The organism is Halomonas sp. NYA30, from assembly GCF_976980765.1.
In genome coordinates this window covers 3,204,732-3,223,834 of the sequence record NZ_OZ334477.1, presented here as the reverse complement: position 1 = coordinate 3,223,834, position 19,103 = coordinate 3,204,732, and the positions used below count along the sequence as shown (strand labels likewise).

General features: G+C 54.9%; 16 protein-coding genes and 5 tRNA genes. 8 read left to right on the top strand and 13 right to left on the bottom strand.

The window, feature by feature from the left end:
* Positions 1–69 precede the first annotated feature (69 nt).
* From ybeY to miaB, 3 genes are all read right to left on the bottom strand, one after another.
* Positions 70–570, bottom strand: a complete 501-nt coding sequence (gene ybeY, locus ACWI0H_RS15065; RefSeq protein WP_176301938.1) for an rRNA maturation RNase YbeY — start codon at positions 568–570, stop codon at positions 70–72.
* On the bottom strand, positions 567–1,646 hold the full coding sequence (locus ACWI0H_RS15060) for a PhoH family protein (protein ID WP_485873846.1): 1,080 nt from the start codon (positions 1,644–1,646) through the stop codon (positions 567–569). Before ACWI0H_RS15060 ends, ybeY begins: the two co-directional genes overlap by 4 nt.
* A 97-nt stretch (positions 1,647–1,743) precedes the next feature.
* Positions 1,744–3,087, bottom strand: coding sequence for a tRNA (N6-isopentenyl adenosine(37)-C2)-methylthiotransferase MiaB (miaB, locus tag ACWI0H_RS15055; RefSeq protein ID WP_176301940.1), 1,344 nt, complete (start codon positions 3,085–3,087; stop codon positions 1,744–1,746).
* Positions 3,088–3,268: 181 nt separating this feature from the next.
* Between miaB and ACWI0H_RS15050 the strand changes: the two genes are divergently transcribed.
* The 4 genes from ACWI0H_RS15050 (at position 3,269) to ACWI0H_RS15035 (ending at position 4,222) form a co-directional block, all read left to right on the top strand.
* Positions 3,269–3,344, top strand: a tRNA-Asn gene (locus tag ACWI0H_RS15050).
* 58 nt (positions 3,345–3,402) lie between these two features.
* Positions 3,403–3,478: transfer RNA gene (locus ACWI0H_RS15045), tRNA-Asn, on the top strand.
* Positions 3,479–3,545: 67 nt separating this feature from the next.
* Positions 3,546–3,621: transfer RNA gene (locus ACWI0H_RS15040), tRNA-Asn, on the top strand.
* 235 nt (positions 3,622–3,856) lie between these two features.
* Positions 3,857–4,222, top strand: coding sequence for a metalloregulator ArsR/SmtB family transcription factor (locus ACWI0H_RS15035; RefSeq protein ID WP_008957347.1), 366 nt, complete (start codon positions 3,857–3,859; stop codon positions 4,220–4,222).
* A gap of 101 nt (positions 4,223–4,323) precedes the next feature.
* Here the strand turns inward: ACWI0H_RS15035 and ACWI0H_RS15030 are convergent, their stop codons facing one another.
* Positions 4,324–6,444 (bottom strand): carboxy terminal-processing peptidase, encoded by a 2,121-nt coding sequence (locus ACWI0H_RS15030; RefSeq protein WP_485873845.1) that lies wholly within the window; start codon positions 6,442–6,444, stop codon positions 4,324–4,326.
* Between the two features lie 139 nt (positions 6,445–6,583).
* On the opposite strand from ACWI0H_RS15030, the gene ACWI0H_RS15025 reads away from it, so the two are divergent.
* Positions 6,584–7,903 (top strand): M18 family aminopeptidase, encoded by a 1,320-nt coding sequence (locus ACWI0H_RS15025; protein WP_485873844.1) that lies wholly within the window; start codon positions 6,584–6,586, stop codon positions 7,901–7,903.
* Between the two features lie 78 nt (positions 7,904–7,981).
* Here ACWI0H_RS15025 and ACWI0H_RS15020 read toward each other — a convergent pair.
* The 9 genes from ACWI0H_RS15020 to ACWI0H_RS14980 form a co-directional block, all read right to left on the bottom strand.
* A tRNA-Met gene (locus tag ACWI0H_RS15020) sits at positions 7,982–8,058 on the bottom strand.
* 76 nt (positions 8,059–8,134) lie between these two features.
* Complete coding sequence (gene ychF, locus ACWI0H_RS15015) at positions 8,135–9,226, bottom strand: redox-regulated ATPase YchF (protein WP_007113453.1); 1,092 nt, start codon at positions 9,224–9,226, stop codon at positions 8,135–8,137.
* Positions 9,227–9,330: 104 nt separating this feature from the next.
* The gene (gene pth, locus ACWI0H_RS15010) at positions 9,331–9,918 is read right to left on the bottom strand and encodes an aminoacyl-tRNA hydrolase (protein WP_485873843.1); all 588 of its coding nucleotides are present in this window, start codon (positions 9,916–9,918) and stop codon (positions 9,331–9,333) included.
* Positions 9,919–10,072: 154 nt separating this feature from the next.
* The gene (locus ACWI0H_RS15005; RefSeq protein ID WP_339883783.1) at positions 10,073–10,714 is read right to left on the bottom strand and encodes a 50S ribosomal protein L25/general stress protein Ctc; all 642 of its coding nucleotides are present in this window, start codon (positions 10,712–10,714) and stop codon (positions 10,073–10,075) included.
* A 96-nt stretch (positions 10,715–10,810) separates the two neighbouring features.
* Positions 10,811–11,752 (bottom strand): ribose-phosphate pyrophosphokinase, encoded by a 942-nt coding sequence (locus ACWI0H_RS15000; RefSeq protein ID WP_009287569.1) that lies wholly within the window; start codon positions 11,750–11,752, stop codon positions 10,811–10,813.
* Positions 11,753–11,810: 58 nt separating this feature from the next.
* Positions 11,811–11,885, bottom strand: a tRNA-Gln gene (locus tag ACWI0H_RS14995).
* Between the two features lie 136 nt (positions 11,886–12,021).
* Positions 12,022–12,876 carry a 4-(cytidine 5'-diphospho)-2-C-methyl-D-erythritol kinase gene (gene ispE / locus ACWI0H_RS14990; RefSeq protein ID WP_485873842.1) on the bottom strand — a complete coding sequence of 285 codons (855 nt, stop codon included), beginning with the start codon at positions 12,874–12,876 and terminating at the stop codon, positions 12,022–12,024.
* A gap of 9 nt (positions 12,877–12,885) precedes the next feature.
* Positions 12,886–13,533, bottom strand: coding sequence for a lipoprotein insertase outer membrane protein LolB (gene lolB / locus ACWI0H_RS14985; RefSeq protein ID WP_485873841.1), 648 nt, complete (start codon positions 13,531–13,533; stop codon positions 12,886–12,888).
* Positions 13,534–13,604: 71 nt separating this feature from the next.
* The gene (locus ACWI0H_RS14980; RefSeq protein ID WP_485873840.1) at positions 13,605–15,440 is read right to left on the bottom strand and encodes a tetratricopeptide repeat protein; all 1,836 of its coding nucleotides are present in this window, start codon (positions 15,438–15,440) and stop codon (positions 13,605–13,607) included.
* A gap of 255 nt (positions 15,441–15,695) precedes the next feature.
* On the opposite strand from ACWI0H_RS14980, the gene hemA reads away from it, so the two are divergent.
* The 3 genes from hemA to prmC are packed head-to-tail and all read left to right on the top strand — an operon-like array spanning position 15,696 to position 18,954.
* The gene (gene hemA, locus ACWI0H_RS14975; RefSeq protein ID WP_485873839.1) at positions 15,696–17,009 is read left to right on the top strand and encodes a glutamyl-tRNA reductase; all 1,314 of its coding nucleotides are present in this window, start codon (positions 15,696–15,698) and stop codon (positions 17,007–17,009) included.
* Positions 17,006–18,094 carry a peptide chain release factor 1 gene (gene prfA / locus ACWI0H_RS14970; RefSeq protein WP_008957335.1) on the top strand — a complete coding sequence of 363 codons (1,089 nt, stop codon included), beginning with the start codon at positions 17,006–17,008 and terminating at the stop codon, positions 18,092–18,094. The genes hemA and prfA overlap by 4 nt, the downstream gene beginning before the upstream one ends.
* Positions 18,094–18,954 (top strand): peptide chain release factor N(5)-glutamine methyltransferase, encoded by an 861-nt coding sequence (gene prmC / locus ACWI0H_RS14965; protein ID WP_336268565.1) that lies wholly within the window; start codon positions 18,094–18,096, stop codon positions 18,952–18,954. The genes prfA and prmC overlap by 1 nt, the downstream gene beginning before the upstream one ends.
* Positions 18,955–19,103: the final 149 nt, after the last annotated feature.

Sequence of the window (19,103 nt, the reverse complement as noted above, 5' to 3'; positions counted from 1 at the left end):
GGGATAGTACCAGATTCGTTGTTACCTGAATTAACGCACCCACTATCAAATAATAAAAACCCAAAGCGTTTAGCCATTAATGCCATCGGAGGTAGTGTCAGCATAAGGGTCGGGAATGTGCAGCTCAGCCAATAGTTCGCGCTCGAATTGCTCCATTTCTTCTGCTTCCTGATCATCAATATGATCGTAGCCCATTAAATGCAAGATGCCATGCACGACCATATGAGCGTAGTGATGCTCAAGCGGTTTACGTTGCTCGCGAGCTTCCTGAGCCACCACGGCATGACAAATCACGAGATCACCCAGTAACGGTAATTCAACCCCGGGCGGGCTCTCAAAGGGAAACGACAGCACGTTAGTGGTTTTGTCTTTGCCCCGGTAGTCGCGGTTAAGCGTCTGACTTTCTCTCTCATCCACGAAGCGGATAGTCACTTCCCGGCGTTGGTCATCCGGGTGGTGCGCAAAAACACAGCCCACCCAGTGGGTGAGCTGTGTCAGAGAGGGTAGCAGGGGTTCGTTGATCGCTGCCTGACGATCAATTATTAGCTCATCAATCGTAGGCTCGTTCATCGCGAACTATCCCAGGAGCCTTCTCGCGATTGCATGCGGGCATCACGTTCTTGCTGGCGCACTTCACGGCGAGCACGCTCTTCCACTTCTTGCTGGGACTCGAACATGTCGTAGGCTTCGATAATGCGCTGAACCAACGGGTGGCGAACCACATCCTTGGCGGCAAAGTGAGTAACGCCAATGCCTGGGGTGTCTTTCAATACGTCGAGCACCTGAATCAGCCCTGAACGCTGCCCCTTGGGTAAATCGACCTGGGTCACATCGCCGGTAATGACGGCGGTAGAACCAAAACCAATCCGGGTCAGGAACATTTTCATCTGTTCTGGCGTAGTGTTCTGGCTCTCATCCAGAATGATATAGGAATTATTAAGCGTGCGGCCACGCATGTAGGCCAGCGGGGCAATCTCAATTACCTGTCGTTCAATTAGTTTCGCCACTTGCTCAAAACCGATCATCTCGTACAGAGCGTCATAAAGAGGGCGCAAGTAGGGGTCAATTTTTTGGGCCAGGTCGCCAGGTAGAAAGCCAAGTTTCTCACCCGCTTCGACGGCAGGCCGCACAAGCAGAATGCGGCGTACCTCCTGTTGATTGAGCGCTTCAACCGCCGCAGCGACTGCTAGATAGGTTTTGCCTGTGCCCGCCGGGCCAACACCAAAATTGATATCGTGTTCGCGGATGCTGGACACATAGCGCTGCTGATTAAGGCCACGCGGTTTGATCATGGTGCGCGGCGTGCGCATGATCACTTCGTCGCTGTTGCCGCTACCATCTTCTTCATCTTCTATCGCTTCTAGCCCTGATTCCTGTAGGAACAGGTGGACGGTATCGGCTTCAAGTTCGCTGGATGCCGTTTCGCGGTAGAGATGTTCCAGTACGTTTGCCGCTGCTTTAATGCGATTGGCGGGGCCCGCCAGTTGGAACACATTGCCTCGGTTGCGCAGCGTCACGTCCAGGCGGCTTTCAATCAGCTTCAAATGCTCGTCCTGCTGGCCGCAAAGGCTAGCAAGGCGCTGCGGATCATTGGGTTCAAGGCTTAAGGTGATGATGCGATTGGCCTGAGGTGTTGGCTGGCTCAAGAGTGGGGAACCCCTCGTTAGTGTGTGTATCGTTCAGCTTACTGCCCCGCCTGAAGCGGGGCAATGACCTGTGTTAATGGCGGTGCTAAGTGAACGTTTAATAGCGCTCGGGTGAGGCCAGTTCGCCGCGCAGCGAATTGGGGAAGGCCTCGGTGATCTCCACATCGACAAAGTAGCCGATTAGCTCGGTGGGGTTGGCGGCACGGAAGTTCACCACGCGGTTGTTCTCGGTACGCCCTGAGAGTTGGCCGGGGTCGCGGGGCGAAAAGCCGTTAACCAGTACACGCTGCGTGCTGCCCACCATACGGCGGCTAATTTGCGCGGTTTGCTGAATGATCCGCTCCTGCAGAATTGCCAAGCGCTGCTTTTTCACGCTTTCCGGTGTTTCATCTGGCAGGCCAGAAGCAGGTGTGCCGGGGCGTGCGGAGTAAACGAAGCTGAACGAGTGGTCGAAGCCAATCTGGTGAATCAGGTTCATCGTCGCTTCAAAATCTTCTTCCGTTTCGCCGGGGAAACCGATGATAAAGTCTGAAGAGAAGCTGATATCCGGGCGGTTGGCGCGGATACGCTCCATCTTTTCGATGTACTCCGCCGCCGTGTGGCCACGCTTCATGGCGTTAAGAATGCGGTCTGAACCCGACTGTACCGGCAGGTGTAGGTGGCTCACCAGCTCGGGGATATCCGCGAAGGCGTCCACAAGGCTGTCGGTAAACTCAACCGGGTGCGAGGTGGTAAAGCGCACGCGATCGATCCCGTCTACAGCCGCCACACAGGCAATCAGCTCGGCCAGGTCGATCTCGTCGCCAAGCTGATTCTCACCGCGATAGGCATTCACGTTTTGGCCCAGCAGATTGATCTCACGCACGCCCTGATCGGAAAGGTGGATGACTTCATCCATAACTGCTTCAAAGGGGCGTGAAACTTCTTCGCCACGGGTGTAAGGAACCACGCAGAAGGTGCAGTACTTGGAGCAGCCTTCCATGATCGATACGAATGCAGTGGCGCCATCGGAGGAGGGCTTGGGCAGATGGTCAAACTTTTCAATTTCAGGAAAAGTGACATCCACAGCGGCAATCTGATTATTGCTGCGGGCATCCAGCATCGAAGGAACGCGGTGGAGGGTTTGTGGCCCAAATACCATGTCCACATGCGGTGCGCGCTTGCGAATGGCTTCGCCTTCTTGGCTGGCCACGCAGCCACCTACGCCAATCACTAGATCGGGGTTGGCATCTTTAAGTTTTTTCCAGCGGCCCAGCTGATGAAAAACTTTCTCCTGCGCTTTCTCGCGAATCGAGCAGGTGTTTAACAGAATGACATCGGCTTCACGCTCATTATCAGTGAGTTCGAGCTGGTGAGATTCGCCGAGTAGATCCGCCATGCGGGAGGAGTCGTACTCGTTCATTTGGCAGCCGTGCGTTTTGATGAAGAGCTTCTTCGCCATCGGTACCTGTCATCTATGAGTCGTCAAGGGACGAGGATGAATTGAGTGTCGGATAGTGGGCCATGCCACTTTTAGATATCCCCATTATACGGGCACAAGAAACCTGGGGCTAGCATTCGGCCATAATCGATACTTGACCATCACATTTCAATGGGTATACTACGCACCGTGTTTGAGCAGTTCCTCGATAGCTCAGTTGGTAGAGCAAATGACTGTTAATCATTGGGTCGCAGGTTCGAGTCCTGCTCGAGGAGCCAATCTTCGCTACCGCTTTAAAGCGAAGGGCTTTGCTTAAAACACGACAACTTATGATGTTCCTCGATAGCTCAGTTGGTAGAGCAAATGACTGTTAATCATTGGGTCGCAGGTTCGAGTCCTGCTCGAGGAGCCAAGTTGTAATATAGTTAGTACCTCTTTAGCTGCCTTTTTACGGCGTATCGTTCTGGGTAGTGCATGATTCCTCGATAGCTCAGTTGGTAGAGCAAATGACTGTTAATCATTGGGTCGCAGGTTCGAGTCCTGCTCGAGGAGCCAATTAATTCCCCCTGCTTATTTGCTTTTCATTAGCGCCTAGTTTTCTCTGCGTTGACTGAAAGCGTTCATTTCTAGTGTTTCCTTTTCTCTTTTGCTATACCCACTGCCAGCTAATGTATAGGCGGTTTTGTTGTGTCTGGCGTGTGAGCTGGTTCGCCATTAGAACTATCGGTGCTTACCGTCAACCGATTTAGTGACGTAAACTACATTGATAATCCATTAGTTTAGGAAGTTTATGGTGGGCAACGTGACTGCGCCCCAGGCGCTGCAAGTATTTAAGTGTTTAAGCGATGAAACGCGTTTGATGCTGGTGCTGCTAATTGCTCAAGAGCAGGAGCTGTGCGTGTGTGAAATGACCCATGCGCTGCAGGAATCGCAGCCCAAAGTGTCACGGCACTTGGCTCAGTTACGTCAATGTGGGTTGCTTAGCGATCAGCGCGAGGGGCAGTGGGTCTATTACCGCCTTGCCTCTCAATTACCTGCCTGGGCCCACGATATTGTTCAGGCGGGCACCCAAGGCAGCGCTGTGCAATTAGCGGCACTCACGCAGCGCTTAACGCGAATGGGTGATCGGCCTGCCCGCCGAGCGGCGCTGTGTTAACGCGATGCTGAGGCAGGCTAAGTGATTAAAATAGCGTAATAAAAACGCCGACCCTTATAAAGGAGTCGGCGTTTTTTCTCAGTGTGCTTTAACCGTGCGTGTTAACGCTTAGCCGCTAACCGCTGAGAATCCTGCAAATGGACGTAATCGAGAAGTATCTCTGCTGATTCCAACACGTAGGCGCGATCGACGGCCAGTGCTTCATCCTCTTCGCTTTCGCTCTCTTGTGAGGCAGCAGCATCATCACTTTCTTCGCCGCCTATTCCTGCCGTGGCGTCTGTCCGAGCGTCCATCCACTCATCCAGCTCTTCCAGGCCCAGCGCACGGCGGCGTTGGTTTTCCAATGAGAGCTGTTCGGCTTCCTGGGCTTCCATTTCACGCTCGCGCTGTTCGCGGTTTAAGCTCACGCTGGTGTGCTGTTCGCGTAGCTGACGAGCAAGTGTGGACTGGCGTTCAAGATAGCGGAAATTGGCATTATCCTGCGCACGTGCATCATGTTGGGCAATGAGTTGCTCCAGCATGTTTTCAGGTTCGCCATAGCGGCGATACTGAACGTTCTGAACGGTATCCCACGCTAATGCGTTATCCAAGCTGCTTTCACCAATACGCTCGGGGTCAATCAGGCTGGGGAAGTCGATATCCGGCTCTACGCCGCGGTTCTGGGTGCTATCGCCAGAAATACGGTAGAACTTGGCGCGAGTTAGCTTGATCTGGCCATGGCTCAGATCATTAAGCGTTTGCACGGTGCCTTTGCCGAACGTAGGCGTACCGAGCACTAGGCCGCGACCGTAATCCTGAATAGCGCCAGCGAAAATTTCCGATGCAGAGGCAGAGAGGCGGTTCACTAATACGCCTAACGGGCCGTCATAGAGCGTGCCTGCTTCGCTGTCGCCGTAGAGCTGGATGCGGCCCTGGGCGTCGCGTACCTGTACGGTGGGGCCGCGATCGATAAACAAGCCGATCAATGAATTGGCTTCCTGCAGGGCACCACCGCCATTGTTGCGCAGATCAAGCACGATACCTTCTACGCCCTCTTCTTTAAGGCGTTCGACTTCTTTGGCAACATCGCGTGTGGTACTGCGGTACTCCTCTTCACCGGCTTGCCAAGCGTCGAAATCAACGTAGAACGTGGGCACGTTAATGACCCCAAGGCGGTGCGGCTCGCCGTTGCGCTCGACTTCAATGATTTCGCTACTGGCAGCTTGATCTTCAAGGCTGACAGTATCGCGGGTAATTTCAACGATCTGCGAGCGAGTCATATCGACTGCTTGGGCAGGTACCACATCTAAGCGAACGATGGAGCCTTTAGGACCACGAATTAAGTCCACGACGTTATCCAGACGCATACCGACGACATTAACCATCTCGCCTTCTTCCTGGCCAACAGCGATGATGCGGTCTGCTGGTTCCAAAACGCCTGCGCGCTCTGCTGGGCCACCGGGCACTAGGCTTGCAACCTTGACGTACTCGCCGTCCGATTGAAGCAGGGCGCCGATCCCTTCAAGCGAGAGGCTCATCTGAATATCAAACGACTCACCCTGGCGGGGGGAGAGGTAGCCGGTGTGCGGGTCGATGCTGCCAGTGACCGCTGCCATGAGTACGCCAAACACGTCTTCAGGCTCGGTTTGCTCCAGGCGGGTCAGTTGGCCTTCATAGCGCTGACGCAGATTGGTTTCAATCTGTTCGCTGTCCTGGTCGGTTAAGGCAAGGGTTAAAGCGTCATTTTTGAGCCGTTTGCGCCATAGCTCGTCGAGTTCGCTTTGCCGGGAGGCCCAGGGGGCATCTTCACGATCAATCTCTAAGCGTTCATTGCTTTCAAAGTTAAAATCAAGACCTTCGTCGAGCTGAGTAAGTAGCGACTCAACGCGAGTGCGTTGACGTTCACTAAACGCGTTATACAGATTAAAAGCGTCGTCTAGATCGCCACTAAAAATGGCGTCTGCCATGCTGGTTTCTAGATGGCGGTAGGCTTCAATATCACTGCGCAGTAGGTAAGCGCGCTGACCGTCAAGAATGTCCAAATAGCGTTGGAATGTGTCTTGCGACCATGCTTCGTCAAAATTTACGTCAGCATAGTGTCCGTAGCGGAGCGAGTCCGCAATTTCCACTGCCGCCTGGCGTTGTTCGTCGGTCGGCTCGAGTTGCGCCAAGGCGGCTGGGCTGGAAACAACCAGCATGACAGCCAGGGCGACCGAACGCGAAAGCGTTGCAAACAAGCTCATCAGTCAAGCTCTCCCGGATTTGTGTACACTCATTCTTCCCTAGACACGCAATGTGACCCATGAGTTGCGTAGGTCGAGGGAGTATTGTAGCAGGTCGCCTGCGCTATGAGACTCAATCATTACTGTTAAGAGGATTTCCATGTCCGAGACTTTCAACGCTGATCGTTTAACACGTCTCTGTGACTTTCTGCGTCAATCACCGACACCCTGGCATGCTGCAGGCAATATGGCCTTGCGATTGGAGCAAGCCGGTTTTCAGCGGCTGGAAGAAAAGGCGAATTGGCAGCTAACGCCGGGCAAGCGCTACTACGTTACCCGTAACGACTCAGCCATTATTGCGTTTCAATTACCTGAGTCTAGATTAACCGAATTGCGCATGATTGGTGCGCATACCGACAGCCCCGGCCTGCATTTAAAGCCCAATGCTACTCAGCGTTCTGCGGGTTGGCTACAGTTAGGCGTACAGGTATACGGCGGTGTGCTGATGGCGCCTTGGTTTGACCGTGATCTAGGGTTAGCAGGGCGCGTTCATGTGCGCCACGCTGATGGGCGCTTAGAAAGCGTGCTGCTCAATGTCGATCGTGCTATTGCCACCATCCCAAGTTTAGCGATCCACCTTGATCGAGATGTGAATAGCGGCCGTCCGATAAATCCGCAGACACAAATGGCGCCGGTGTTGATGCAAAGTGAGGCAGCCACGTTAGCCGAGTTGGTGGCGCAGTGGCTAGAGCAGCAGCACGGCCTGAGTGCCGTAGAAGTGGTTGATTTTGAGCTGGGTTTTTACGATGTGCAGCCACCATCACTCGTTGGCGTCAAGCAAGAGCTGGTGGCGAGCGCCCGACTGGATAACCTGCTTTCCTGCTTCATAGGGTTAGAAGCGCTGCTAGAGAGCGATGGTAGTCAAGGGGCTGTGCTGGTGGCCAATGACCATGAGGAAGTGGGTAGTGCCAGCGCCTGTGGAGCTCAAGGCCCTTTCCTGGCAGATGTGCTAAAGCGCATTAATGGTCAACTGGGAGGCAAGGGAAGTGAAAAGGGCAGTGATGAGTCACTGATTCAGCTGATTCAGTCGTCGCTGATGATCTCGTGCGATAACGCCCATGCGCTGCATCCCAATTTTCGCGACAAGCACGATGAGCGCCACGGCCCGGCGATTAACGGCGGCCCGGTGATCAAAGTGAATGCGAGCCAGCGCTACGCCACTAATAGCGTTACCGGCGCGCTGTTTCGTGATGTGTGTCGTGAAGCGGATGTCCCGGTGCAGTTGTTCGTGACCCGGGCAGATATGGGTTGCGGCAGCACGATTGGACCGATTACCGCGACCGAACTAGGCGTACCCACTATTGATGTTGGTATCCCGCAGTGGGCGATGCACTCCATTCGAGAAACTGCAGGTACTAAAGATGTGGAGTACCTTACTCGCGCGCTGACGCAATTTTTAAACCGCACCACGTTGAGTTGATCGTGTTGCGCCCACAGCCACAGCCGAGTTAAAGCAAAAAAGCCCGCTGACAGAATCAGCGGGCTTTTCAATAAGCTTTGGTGGCTACGCCCTGATTTGAACAGGGGACCCCATCATTATGAGTGATGTGCTCTAACCAGCTGAGCTACGTAGCCTTTCAACGGGGGCGAATGATACTGATAACACTGATTTTAGTCAATGTTTTATTGCTAAGAATGTTGGCGTGGCCGTTTATACGTTAAAGCGGAAGTGCACTACGTCACCATCTTTAACAATGTACTCTTTGCCTTCCAGACGCCACTTGCCGGCATCTTTAGCGCCTTGCTCGCCACCCAGTGAAACAAAATCGTCATAAGCGACGACTTCGGCACGAATAAAGCCTTTCTGGAAATCGGTGTGAATGACGCCTGCTGCTTCTGGGGCTGTTGCGCCTTCTTTCACTGTCCAGGCGCGAACTTCTTTAACACCCGCTGTGAAGTAGGTTTGCAGACCTAGCAGGGAGTAACCCGCACGAATCACGCGATCAAGGCCCGGCTCGTCCATGCCCATTTCGCTCAGGAACATGGAGCGCTCTTCATCGTCCAGCTCGGCGATTTCAGCTTCCAACTGATTGCACACGGGCACCACCAGCGCGCCTTCTTCGGCGGCAATCTCGTTAACGATATCCAGGTAAGGATTGTTCTCGAAGCCGTCTTCGTTGACATTGGCGATGTACATGGTCGGCTTCAGGGTTAAAAAGCCGAAGCTTTTCACCTGACGCTGCTCTTCTTCGCTCAAGCCAAAACTGCGCAGCGGCAAGCCTTCCGCAACGTGGGGCTGAATACGATCAAGAATCGCCTTGGTGGCAATAGCGTCTTTATCTCCCCCTTTCACCGAACGAACCAAGCGTTGGCTAGCTTTTTCGACAGTATCCAGGTCGGCCAGCGCCAATTCTAAATTGATCGTTTCGATATCGGCACGAGGATCGACTTGATTTGCCACGTGGATAACATTGTCGTTATCGAAGCAGCGCACCACATGGGCAATCGCCTGGGTTTCACGGATGTTGGCCAGGAATTTGTTGCCCAGCCCTTCGCCTTTGGAAGCCCCGGCGACTAGGCCAGCAATGTCGACGAACTCCATGGTGGTCGGCAGTACCTTTTGCGGCTTGACGATCTCGGCGAGCTTATCAAGACGCGGGTCCGGCATCGGAACGATACCGACGTTTGGCTCAATGGTGCAGAAAGGGAAGTTTTCTGCATCAATGCCTGACTTCGTCAGTGCATTAAATAGCGTGGACTTGCCGACGTTAGGCAGACCGACGATGCCGCAATTGAAACCCATATAATATTCCTGAAAATAAGGTGGTAGGGCGTAAATATAATCGCCATTCTACGAGATGCACTAGCCGTCAGCTACCGGCGTCACTAGCCAGTTTTCGACAGCGTTTATTCTGACTTAAGGCTGTGTAACTGGTTCATCGCTTTGGCCCAGTCTCCCGCTAGCACTAATGGCAGCGTGGTGATGCACTCATCAATGGCACGAGTGATCGCTTCTTGTTCGGCTTTGCCGGGCCGCCCTAGGACATAGTTAGTGACCTGGCGTGCCTCGCCTGGGTGGCCAATGCCGATACGTACCCGGTGAAACTGCTTTTGATCGCCTAGCGCGCTAATGATATCGCGTAGGCCATTATGGCCGCCGTGCCCACCGCCAGTTTTGTAGCGTGCCTGCCCTGGCGGAAGGTCAAGTTCGTCGTGGGCGACCAGTAAATTATCGGGGGTCAGTTTGAAAAATTGGCATAAGGCTGCCACAGCGGCGCCACTGCGATTCATAAAGGTAGCGGGGTTGAGTAGGTGCAGCTCATGGTCGCCTAGGCGGACTTTGGCATAGTGGCCAAAAAACTTCTTTTCTGGGCGCAACTCTGCATGGGCGCTGCGCGCAATTGCATCGACCAACCAGAAGCCAGCGTTATGGCGAGTGGCGTCATACTCTGCGCCGGGGTTACCTAATCCAATAATGGCCGTTACCTGGCTCATATTCCCACCTCATACCCATTTCTAGGAGAAATTTTTGACATCGCGCCAGCGCCAGCCCTAAAAAAAATCAAGCGCCGAGGCGCTTGATTCTAACATCATGTCAGCATCACGAGGGCCATGCAGGCATGGCCCTCATTGGATGCTTAACGAGTACTTACTCGGCGCTGGAATCTTCTTCGCCTTCGCTTTCACCGTCTTCGTCTTCTTCGCTACGAACTTTCACTTTGGTGATGCTCAGTACTGCATTGTCGTGCTCTTCACCGTGGGACAGGTCAACAGAAGTGACGCCGGCCGGCAGAGTAAGGTCAGACAGGTGCAGCGTAGTGCCAAGCTCAACAGCAGCGATATCGACTTCAATGAAGTCAGGCAGGTCTTTCGGCAAGCAGCTGACCGAAATTTCGTTGGCCAGTACGTGCAGTTCACCGCCTTGGTCTTTAATGCCTACACACACTTCTTCGCCTGTCACGTGCAGCGGCACGTTCATGGTGATTTCGTGAGTAGCATCAACGCGCAGGAAGTCGGCGTGAGTTAGCAACGGCTTGAACGGGTGACGCTGCAGGTCACGAACAACCACTTGCTCTTCTTTGCCTTCGATCATCAGTTTGATGACCGAGGAGAAGAAGGACTCGTCTTCAATCGCTTTGTAGAACGCGGTTTTTTCTACAGAGATAGACTGCGCGCCTTTTTCGCCACCGTATACAACGGCAGGTACTTGCTGGTTCGCACGACGCAGGCGGCGGCTCGCACCTTTCCCCAGGTCGTTACGAACGCTGGCTTTCAGGATAAAATCAGACATGGAATTGCCTCTTGGTTTAAGTAAGGAAGACGCCATCGACCGCGACCAGACGATGGCGTTTCCGTGGCCCCAAAAGGGGGCTATATCGTCAGGCGTTTAGTGGAACATCGCGCTGACAGATTCTTCGTTGCTGACCCGACGAATCGCTTCCGCGATAAGGCCGGCAACGCTCAACTGGCGAATTTTTCCGCTTCGACGAGCAACGTCAGAGAGCGGGATGGTGTCGGTCACCACCACTTCATCCAGTACGGAGTTGGTAATATTATCAACCGCTGGGCCGGATAAAATCGGGTGCGTTGCATAAGCCACGACGCGCTTGGCGCCGTGATCTTTGAGCGCTTCACCGGCTTTACATAGCGTGCCTGCGGTATCGATCATATCGTCGACCACGACACAGGTACGGCCTTCAATCTCACCGATAATGTGCATCACCTGGGCTTGATTAGCCTGGGGGCGACGCTTATCAATAATGGCGAGATCGGCGTTCAGCTGTTTGGCGATGGCGCGTGCACGAACCACACCACCCACATCGGGGGAGACTACAACGAGGTCGCTATAATTCTGACGCTCGATGTCATCCAGCAAAATGGGTGAGCCGTAGACGTTGTCGACCGGGACATCAAAGAAACCCTGGATCTGATCAGCATGTAGATCCATGGTCATCACACGGTCAACGCCTGCCTTGACCATCATGTCCGCCACTACCTTGGCGGAAATCGGCACCCGTGCGGAACGCACACGGCGATCCTGGCGTGCATAGCCAAAGTAGGGCAAAACAGCGGTGATACGAGTTGCCGAGGCGCGACGCAGTGCGTCGACCATCAGGATCAACTCCATCAGATTGTCGTTTGTCGGTGCACAGGTGGATTGCAGGATGAAGACATCCTTACCGCGCACGTTCTCATTGATCTCGACTGCAATTTCGCCGTCGCTGAATTGACCCACCGTAGCATTACCCATACGGCTGTCTAAGCTCTCGGCAATTTTTTGAGCGAGTGCGGGATTAGCATTCCCGGCGAAAACCATCAATTTTGACACGCGCAGCCACCTTTGCAGTGTTGGGAATCAGGGGTAAAAACGCAGGCCATTGTTGGGTTGGCTGGGGTACCAGGATTCGAACCTGGGAATGCCGCTACCAAAAAGCGGTGCCTTACCACTTGGCGATACCCCAGCAATAACCTAACGCGCTGACCGGGCGCTTTTAACTGCCCAGAGCGGGGCTGTAATAGCCCAGAGCGGGACTATAAACTGCCCAGAGCGGGACTATAAACTGCCCAGAGCGGGGTTATAAACTGCCCAGAGCGGGGTTATAAACAGCCCAGAGCATCATGTAGGGGAGAGGTGTTGAGCCCGCGTGCTACCCATGTCGGCCAACGTTGACCCGCTAATTGCGCGATTGCCTGTGCTGCTTGCTGCGTCTCAAAAGCAGCAAACAAACAAGCGCCCGTGCCGGTCAACCGACTAGGTGCGTGCTGTGCGAGCCAATCAAGGGCTTCCGCAACTGGCGGATAGCGTTCCTTTACGACGGCTTCACAGTCGTTGCGCCACTCCGGCGCTCCCCCCTGCAGTGCGCGCGCCATAGTAATGGGGCGGCTGTCACGTGTCAATTGCGGGTCTTGAAAGACGTCAAGTGTAGACACACTTATGCCGGGATGAATAATGGCGAACCAAGGGGTATCCAGCGTCACCGCGGTAAGCTGCTCGCCTACCCCTTCAGCCCAGGCACTATGGCCGTGCACAAAGACAGGCACGTCGGCCCCCAGCTGCAGGCCTAAGCGTGCCAATTCGTCTAACGATAGATGAAGCTGCCAGAGGTGATTGAGCCCCACTAGCGTGGTAGCCGCGTTGGAACTGCCGCCACCCAAGCCACCGCCCATAGGCAGCTGTTTTTCAATAGAAAGGGTCGCCCCTAGTCGAGTGCCGCTGTGACGCTGCAATAAGCGGGCGGCACGCACAATCAGATTGTCATCGTGGTTTACGCCGCTGAGCTCATGGGTTAGATGGATCTCTCCATCATCGCGGGCAGCCAGCGCAAGGTAATCATTAAGGTCAATAAATTGAAATAGCGTTTGCAGTGTGTGGTAGCCGTCTTCACGACGGCTCACTATATGCAGCATGCGGTTAAGCTTGGCCGGGGCGGGTAAAGTAAGTTGCGCATTCATTTAAACGGTTTACTCGTCGCTGGCTTGCCACTGATTAACGACCAGCGTGATGCGTACATCGTCGTAGTTCATGATTAACCGGCGCGGCAGCCACATGCCTTCAAACTGTTCCCAGTCGCGGTAGTCAATTTCCCAACCGTCTTGTGTCAAGTGGCTGGGAAAGCCGAGTTCATCGGTTTCCATCTGATAGTCGTCATTTTCGCCGGGTAGGCCGCGTACCCAGTCAGGCATGGCACTAACAGGCAGTGACCAGCCAAGCTGCTCATCCATTAAGGCTTCCGGCGTTTCTGCTTCAAAGCGTCCGTCACTATTGGAGAGTGAGAAGCGACCTTCACGACCCTCAAGCACATTGCGCCCGCCACCAAACGGCCCGCTGATCAGCATCCGGAAATAGTAAGGGGTCTGATTCCAGTCCAGGTTAGCGCTGACGTTCTCTTGCGAGGTACGCAGGCCCGCTTTGCCCACCAGCGTCCAGGTTTGGAATGCCTCTACCTCAGCCTGCTGCCGCTCCCACTGGCCTGCTTGTCGGCCACTTTCATCTACCGGGCCTTGCGAAGCGCACCCAGCAAGGAGCAAGAGAGTAAGACCCACAACCCATAGCCGCGGGAAAGGAAGTGCAATGGGTGAGCGTAAAGGAAAGGACGTCAGTGTCGGCATAAACAGGCTCCATGTTAGGTGATGATGGCGCAAGAGTAGCATGATCGGTGCGCTGAATCGGTGGTATAGCGTTAGGGTATCGCCTGCGGTGTTAGTTCAGGATAGCGCTTAAGCAAATCGTCAATCTGCGGATGCAGGTTGGTTCGCTGCATAATCTGCTCAATCAGGCGGCGCGCCTCTTCTTCACGACCTAGTGCCTGCAAGACCTCGGCTAAATGGGCGGCGACCTCTTGATCGGGTAGCTGTGTATAGGCGCTTTCAAGCCAGGGAAGCGCTTCATCTGGCTGCCCAAGGCGGAAATAGACCCAACCCATGCTGTCGAGTACGGCGGGGTTGTCCGGGTCGGCTTCGTAGGCGCGCTCAATCAGTTCAAACGCCTCTTGTAGGCGTCCAGGCAGATTGAGATCGGCCAGCGTGTAACCCAGCGCATTGAGCGCTTCGGCATTGTCAGGGTCGGTGCGCAGCACTTGACGTAAATCAGCCTCCATTCCCGCAATGTCGCCAGCTTCCCAGCGGCGCATAGCGCGCATATAAAGCAGTGAAGCATCATCCGGTGTGCGGGTGATTTCACGGTCTAATAGCCTATTGGCCTCTTCGGTCTGATTGGTTTCGTCCAATAACTGAACTTCGAGCATTACCAGCTCGGTAAAGTAGCTGTCAAAACGCATCCGTTCAATGCGCAGAAAGGCACGGGCATCAAGCAGACGGTCTTCTTCAATCAGCATTTGCGCCGCAGCCGCGCGAGCGGGCACAAATTCATCCCCCTCGCTGACTTGACGGTAATAAAGTAGGGCGTTGTCGGTATCGCCTTGGGCCTGGGTAATCGCCCCGAGCAGGTAATAGGCTAGATTCGGCACCTCTGGCTGGCCAATCAGCGGCTGTAGCAGGCGTTGGGCGGGTTCGGGGTGCCCCTCTTCCAGATACAGCTGTGCCAGCGATAAGCGCAGGTCCTGGTTGCCGCCATGCCTCTCCAGCAGGGCATTAGTTTGCGTCTCGGCCGCACTGATGTTGTTGAGGCGAATCTCGGCCTGGGCCAGTAGCAAAATAAATCGCACATCGTCAGGGGCGAGTTCCAAGCCCTGCTGTGCCGCCCGCTGAGCAGCAGAGTAGTCTTCCGTCTCTAGCGCAAGGCGTGCTCTTACCAACCATAACGCCGCTGATTCAGGATCCAGTAGCGCGACTTGATCAAGCCGCCGCTGGGCAACGGCGGTGTCGCCAAGGGCGGCTTCAATCAGTGCTGTGCCGAGCAGTACATCGCTGTGATGTTCTAATTGGTCAGCATTGGGCTGGGCTAGGTGCGCGCGCAACTGCTGAGCAATTAAGGTAAGTGGCGCTTCTTCCGCCACCGCAATTTCTGCAAAGGCAGTCAAATCGCCATGGCCGCCAGCTTCGACAATATCAATACGCTGCTCAAGGCTGTCGAGCCAATCACCGCGCTGTAATGAAAAAGCCGCCAATAAGCGATTAGGTGCTTCTGCCTGTGGGGCCAGCTCACGCCAACGTAGTGCAGAAGCCTCTATTAAAGAGGCCTCGTTGCCAAAGCGGGCGGCGAACGTCGCACGCTCGGCAAGTGCTGGCTCGCGATAGCGCTGCGCCGCTTCAAGATAACCCTTGCTTGCCGAGCGGTAATCGCCTCGCTGGCCAGCCAGTTCAGCCCCCAGCAGCGTGCTAAGCCCTGCGGCATCTAGCCCTCGCGTTATAGGCGGGGCCTCGCGCATTGGGTCATCGGCCCATGTGCCCAGCGGGCCATTCTGCTGGCTGGATGTCGATTGGCAGCCGCCCAGGAGTAACGCTGCGGCGGCCACTGGTAGCAGCGACGAACGCCGTACAGCAGCGCTTGGAAAAGCAAAGCGCAAAAATGAAAAGCTCAGAACAGTAGAGCCGAGAAGTGTAGAGCGAGGTCGCATGCGTCTCTCGATTAAGTGGCCGAATGCTCAGCATAGCGGCTTGCCTGCCTGCGGCAAAGTGGTGTGGGCCAGATGATAGCCTGCTGTGATAGAATGTTCCTCCTTGAAAAAGTGGTCAGCAATCTTTATGCCTATTTTATAGGCAGCGCTTGAACCACGCCAAAGACTTGTTTGAGCAAGCCCTAATTGACGGTGCGGCCGCTTTAAGACCGGCGGTCGGCGAAAGTCCGACACACTAGCGAAGACGCATAACGCATGACGCTTCTTGCCCTGGGAATAAATCATCGTACCGCCAGCGTGGCCGTGCGTGAGCAGGTGGCTTTTTCGCCCGCGCAGCTTGACATTGCGTTGGCTGAATTGCGCAATCTGCCACAAATTAGTGAAGCGGCGGTGCTATCGACCTGCAACCGCACGGAGCTTTACTGTGTCACGGATGCGGCTGGCGAGCAGGCGGTACTCAATTGGCTCGGACGCTTTCATAACTTACGCGTCGATGAGCTGACCCGCTGTGCCTACCACTATCTAGACAACGATGCGGCGCGCCATTTAATGCGCGTAGCGGTTGGTCTGGATTCTATGGTGCTGGGCGAACCGCAGATTCTTGGCCAGTTGAAAGATGCCTATCAACAGGCGCGTGAATCTAAAGGGTTGGGCGGTGAGCTTGAGCGCCTGTTCCAGCACACCTTTACGGTGGCCAAACAGGTACGTACCGAAACAGGTATTGGCAAAAACCCTGTCTCAGTGGCCTACGCGGCGGTCAGTATGGCCAGCCGCATTTTTGATGATTTTAGTCGTTCACGCGCGTTACTCATTGGCGCTGGTGAAACCATCGAACTGGTCGCTCGGCATTTACACGAAGCCGGTGTTCGCCAGCTTACTGTTGCCAACCGCACCCGCGAACGTGCGGAGCTCGTGGCAGGCCCCTTGGGGGGTACGGCGATTACCCTGCAAGAAATTCCTGAAGCCCTTGAACATGCCGATATCGTCATCTCTTCCACCGCGGCCCCGCTGCCTATCCTCGGTAAAGGGATGGTGGAGCGGGCGCTCAAGAAGCGTCGTCATCGGCCGGTATTTATGGTCGATATCGCCGTGCCGCGTGATATCGAACCCGAAGTGGGCGAGTTGGCCGATGTATTCCTCTATACCGTCGACGATCTGGAAGAGGTGATTCAAGAGAATCGCCGCCATCGCCAAGTCGCCGCCGATCAAGCCGAGTCGTTGATTGAACACGGGGTGGGCAGTTGGCAGCATGAGCGACGCATTCGCAACGGCGGAGAGTTGATTCGCGACTATCGTCAGCATGGCGAAGCGCTGCGCGATCTTTCACGCGATCAAGCGTTAGAGCGGCTGGCGCGCGGTGAAGACCCTGCTAAAGTCATTGAGCGCTTGGCGCATCAGTTGACTAACCGCCTGCTGCACCAGCCGACTCAAGCCATACGTGATGCCGCCTCAGAGGAGCATCATGACTTGCTGAATGCCGCGCCGCGCCTACTGTTACCTGCTAAACCAGCCTTTGAAACCACGCCTGCGCCCCCGGTTAAACGCCAGAAGGATGATACGCCCGCATGAAAGAGACTTTGCGCCAACGCTTAGACAGCTTTACAGAACGTTTTGAAGAGCTGGCGATGCTGCTGTCTGATCCGGAAGTGATCAATAACCAGCAGCGCTTTCGCGACTACTCACGAGAATACTCCGAGTTAGAGGAGCTTGTAGCCGCGTGGCAGCGCTATCGTGACATCGAAACCAATATGCATGAAGCCGAGCAGCTTAGCCGCGACAGCGACGCTGACATGCGCGAATTGGCTGAGATGGAACTGAGCGAAGGGCGCGAGCGGTTAGAAGAATTAGATATCGAGCTTAAGCGTCTGCTGGTGCCGAAAGACCCTGACGATGGGCGTGGGGTGTTTTTAGAAGTACGCGCAGGAACCGGCGGCGACGAGGCTGCCATCTTTGCCGGTGATCTTTTCCGCATGTATTCGCGTTATGCGGAAAAGCGCGGTTGGCGGGTCGAAATCGTCAGCGCCAGCCACGGCGAGCAGGGCGGTTACAAAGAGATCATCTCCCGGGTGAAGGGCGATGGTGTTTACGCCCAGCTAAAGTTTGAATCCGGCGCCCACCGGGTTCAGCGCGTACCGGCGACCGAATCTCAGGGCCGTATTCACACGTCTGCCTGCACCGTCGCGGTCATGCCTGAGGTCGACGATGTCGGTGATATCGATATCAACTCAGCCGATTTGCGTGTGGATACCTACCGTTCCAGCGGTGCTGGTGGTCAGCACGTTAACACTACCGATTCCGCCATCCGCATTACTCACCTACCAACCGGCGTGGTAGTGGAATGCCAGGAAGAGCGCAGTCAGCATAAAAACCGTGCCAAAGCGATGTCGCTGCTGGCAGCCAAGCTCAAACGCAATGCGGTAGATTCCCAGCGTCAGGAGCAGGCCGATGCCCGTCGCTCGCTGGTAGGCTCGGGGGATCGCAGCGAACGCATCCGCACCTACAACTTTCCGCAAGGTCGCATCACCGATCACCGCATTAACCTGACCCTGTATAAACTGAATGAAGTGGTCAGTGGCGAGCAGTTGGACGATGTGATTAATCCGCTGATTCACGAGTATCAAGCGGAACAGCTTTCAGCCCTTCAGGACGTCTAATGTCGCTTGATGCGCTGTTGAAACAGGCGGCACAACGGTTACAGGCGGCGGGGTCTACCTCGCCGCGTGTGGATGCTGAAGTGCTGATGTGCCATGTGCTTGAGCGGGATCGTACCTGGCTGTACACCTGGGGCGATAAAATGTGTTCCTCCCAGGAGCATTCGCGCTTCGATGCACTCATCGACGCACGTGCCCAGGGCACGCCAGTGGCCTACCTAACCGGCGAGCGTGAATTTTGGGGGCTGCGTTTAGCGACCTCTCCCAATACGTTAATTCCCCGTCCCGATACTGAAACGTTAGTCGAGCTTGCGCTTAACCGGGCGACGCTGCCCACTGGCCGACTGCTTGACCTTGGAACCGGCACGGGCGCCATTGCGTTAGCATTTGCTAGCGAGCAGCCAGGCTGGCAAGTGCTCGGTGTAGACGTGCGTAACGAGGCGGTCGAGCTGGCAGCAAGCAATGCGCAAGACTTGTGTATTACCAACGCCCATTTTCTGCAGAGTGATTGGTTTAGCGCGCTGGAAAGCGATGCTGAGGCCGGTACGCTTTTCGATATTATCGTTAGTAACCCGCCTTATATTGCTGCCGATGACCCTCACCTTGCCGAAGGCGATGTGCGTTTTGAGCCTCGCTCGGCGCTGGTTGCAAACGCTGATGGCATGGCGGATTTGTTGCACTTGGTGCAGTCCGCTCGGCACTATTTGACAGCGTCCGGCTGGCTGCTTCTTGAACACGGTTATACACAGGCGGAAAAAGTACGCATGGCACTAAGCAGTGCTGGCTATCAGAACGTTGAAAGTGTTCGAGACCTGGGAGGGCATGAACGGGTTACCCTAGGGCGCCTAATAACAGCCACTTAAACTCAGCGGGTTAAATCGACAGCGCTAATGTCAACAACCGCTGCAAATCCTCAAGCGCTGATGTTGAGAGGCTATTTTAATAACTAACTGGTTGATTAGAATTTGTATATAAATGGTCTGATCACTCAGCGCCATTTAGTACAACCCTT

What these genes read in the sequence shown, in the direction of transcription:
- ACWI0H_RS15025 (WP_485873844.1), top strand. Translation starts at nt 6,584, where the DNA reads ATGTCCGAGACTTTCAACGCTGATCGTTTAACACGTCTCTGTGACTTT.
- hemA (WP_485873839.1), top strand. Translation starts at nt 15,696, where the DNA reads ATGACGCTTCTTGCCCTGGGAATAAATCATCGTACCGCCAGCGTGGCC.
- pth (WP_485873843.1), bottom strand. Translation starts at nt 9,918, where the DNA reads ATGAGCCAGGTAACGGCCATTATTGGATTAGGTAACCCCGGCGCAGAG.
- ACWI0H_RS15035 (WP_008957347.1), top strand. Translation starts at nt 3,857, where the DNA reads ATGGTGGGCAACGTGACTGCGCCCCAGGCGCTGCAAGTATTTAAGTGT.
- prfA (WP_008957335.1), top strand. Translation starts at nt 17,006, where the DNA reads ATGAAAGAGACTTTGCGCCAACGCTTAGACAGCTTTACAGAACGTTTT.
- ychF (WP_007113453.1), bottom strand. Translation starts at nt 9,226, where the DNA reads ATGGGTTTCAATTGCGGCATCGTCGGTCTGCCTAACGTCGGCAAGTCC.
- miaB (WP_176301940.1), bottom strand. Translation starts at nt 3,087, where the DNA reads ATGGCGAAGAAGCTCTTCATCAAAACGCACGGCTGCCAAATGAACGAG.
- ACWI0H_RS15005 (WP_339883783.1), bottom strand. Translation starts at nt 10,714, where the DNA reads ATGTCTGATTTTATCCTGAAAGCCAGCGTTCGTAACGACCTGGGGAAA.
- ACWI0H_RS15030 (WP_485873845.1), bottom strand. Translation starts at nt 6,444, where the DNA reads ATGAGCTTGTTTGCAACGCTTTCGCGTTCGGTCGCCCTGGCTGTCATG.
- ybeY (WP_176301938.1), bottom strand. Translation starts at nt 570, where the DNA reads ATGAACGAGCCTACGATTGATGAGCTAATAATTGATCGTCAGGCAGCG.
- ispE (WP_485873842.1), bottom strand. Translation starts at nt 12,876, where the DNA reads ATGAATGCGCAACTTACTTTACCCGCCCCGGCCAAGCTTAACCGCATG.
- lolB (WP_485873841.1), bottom strand. Translation starts at nt 13,533, where the DNA reads ATGCCGACACTGACGTCCTTTCCTTTACGCTCACCCATTGCACTTCCT.
- ACWI0H_RS14980 (WP_485873840.1), bottom strand. Translation starts at nt 15,440, where the DNA reads ATGCGACCTCGCTCTACACTTCTCGGCTCTACTGTTCTGAGCTTTTCA.
- prmC (WP_336268565.1), top strand. Translation starts at nt 18,094, where the DNA reads ATGTCGCTTGATGCGCTGTTGAAACAGGCGGCACAACGGTTACAGGCG.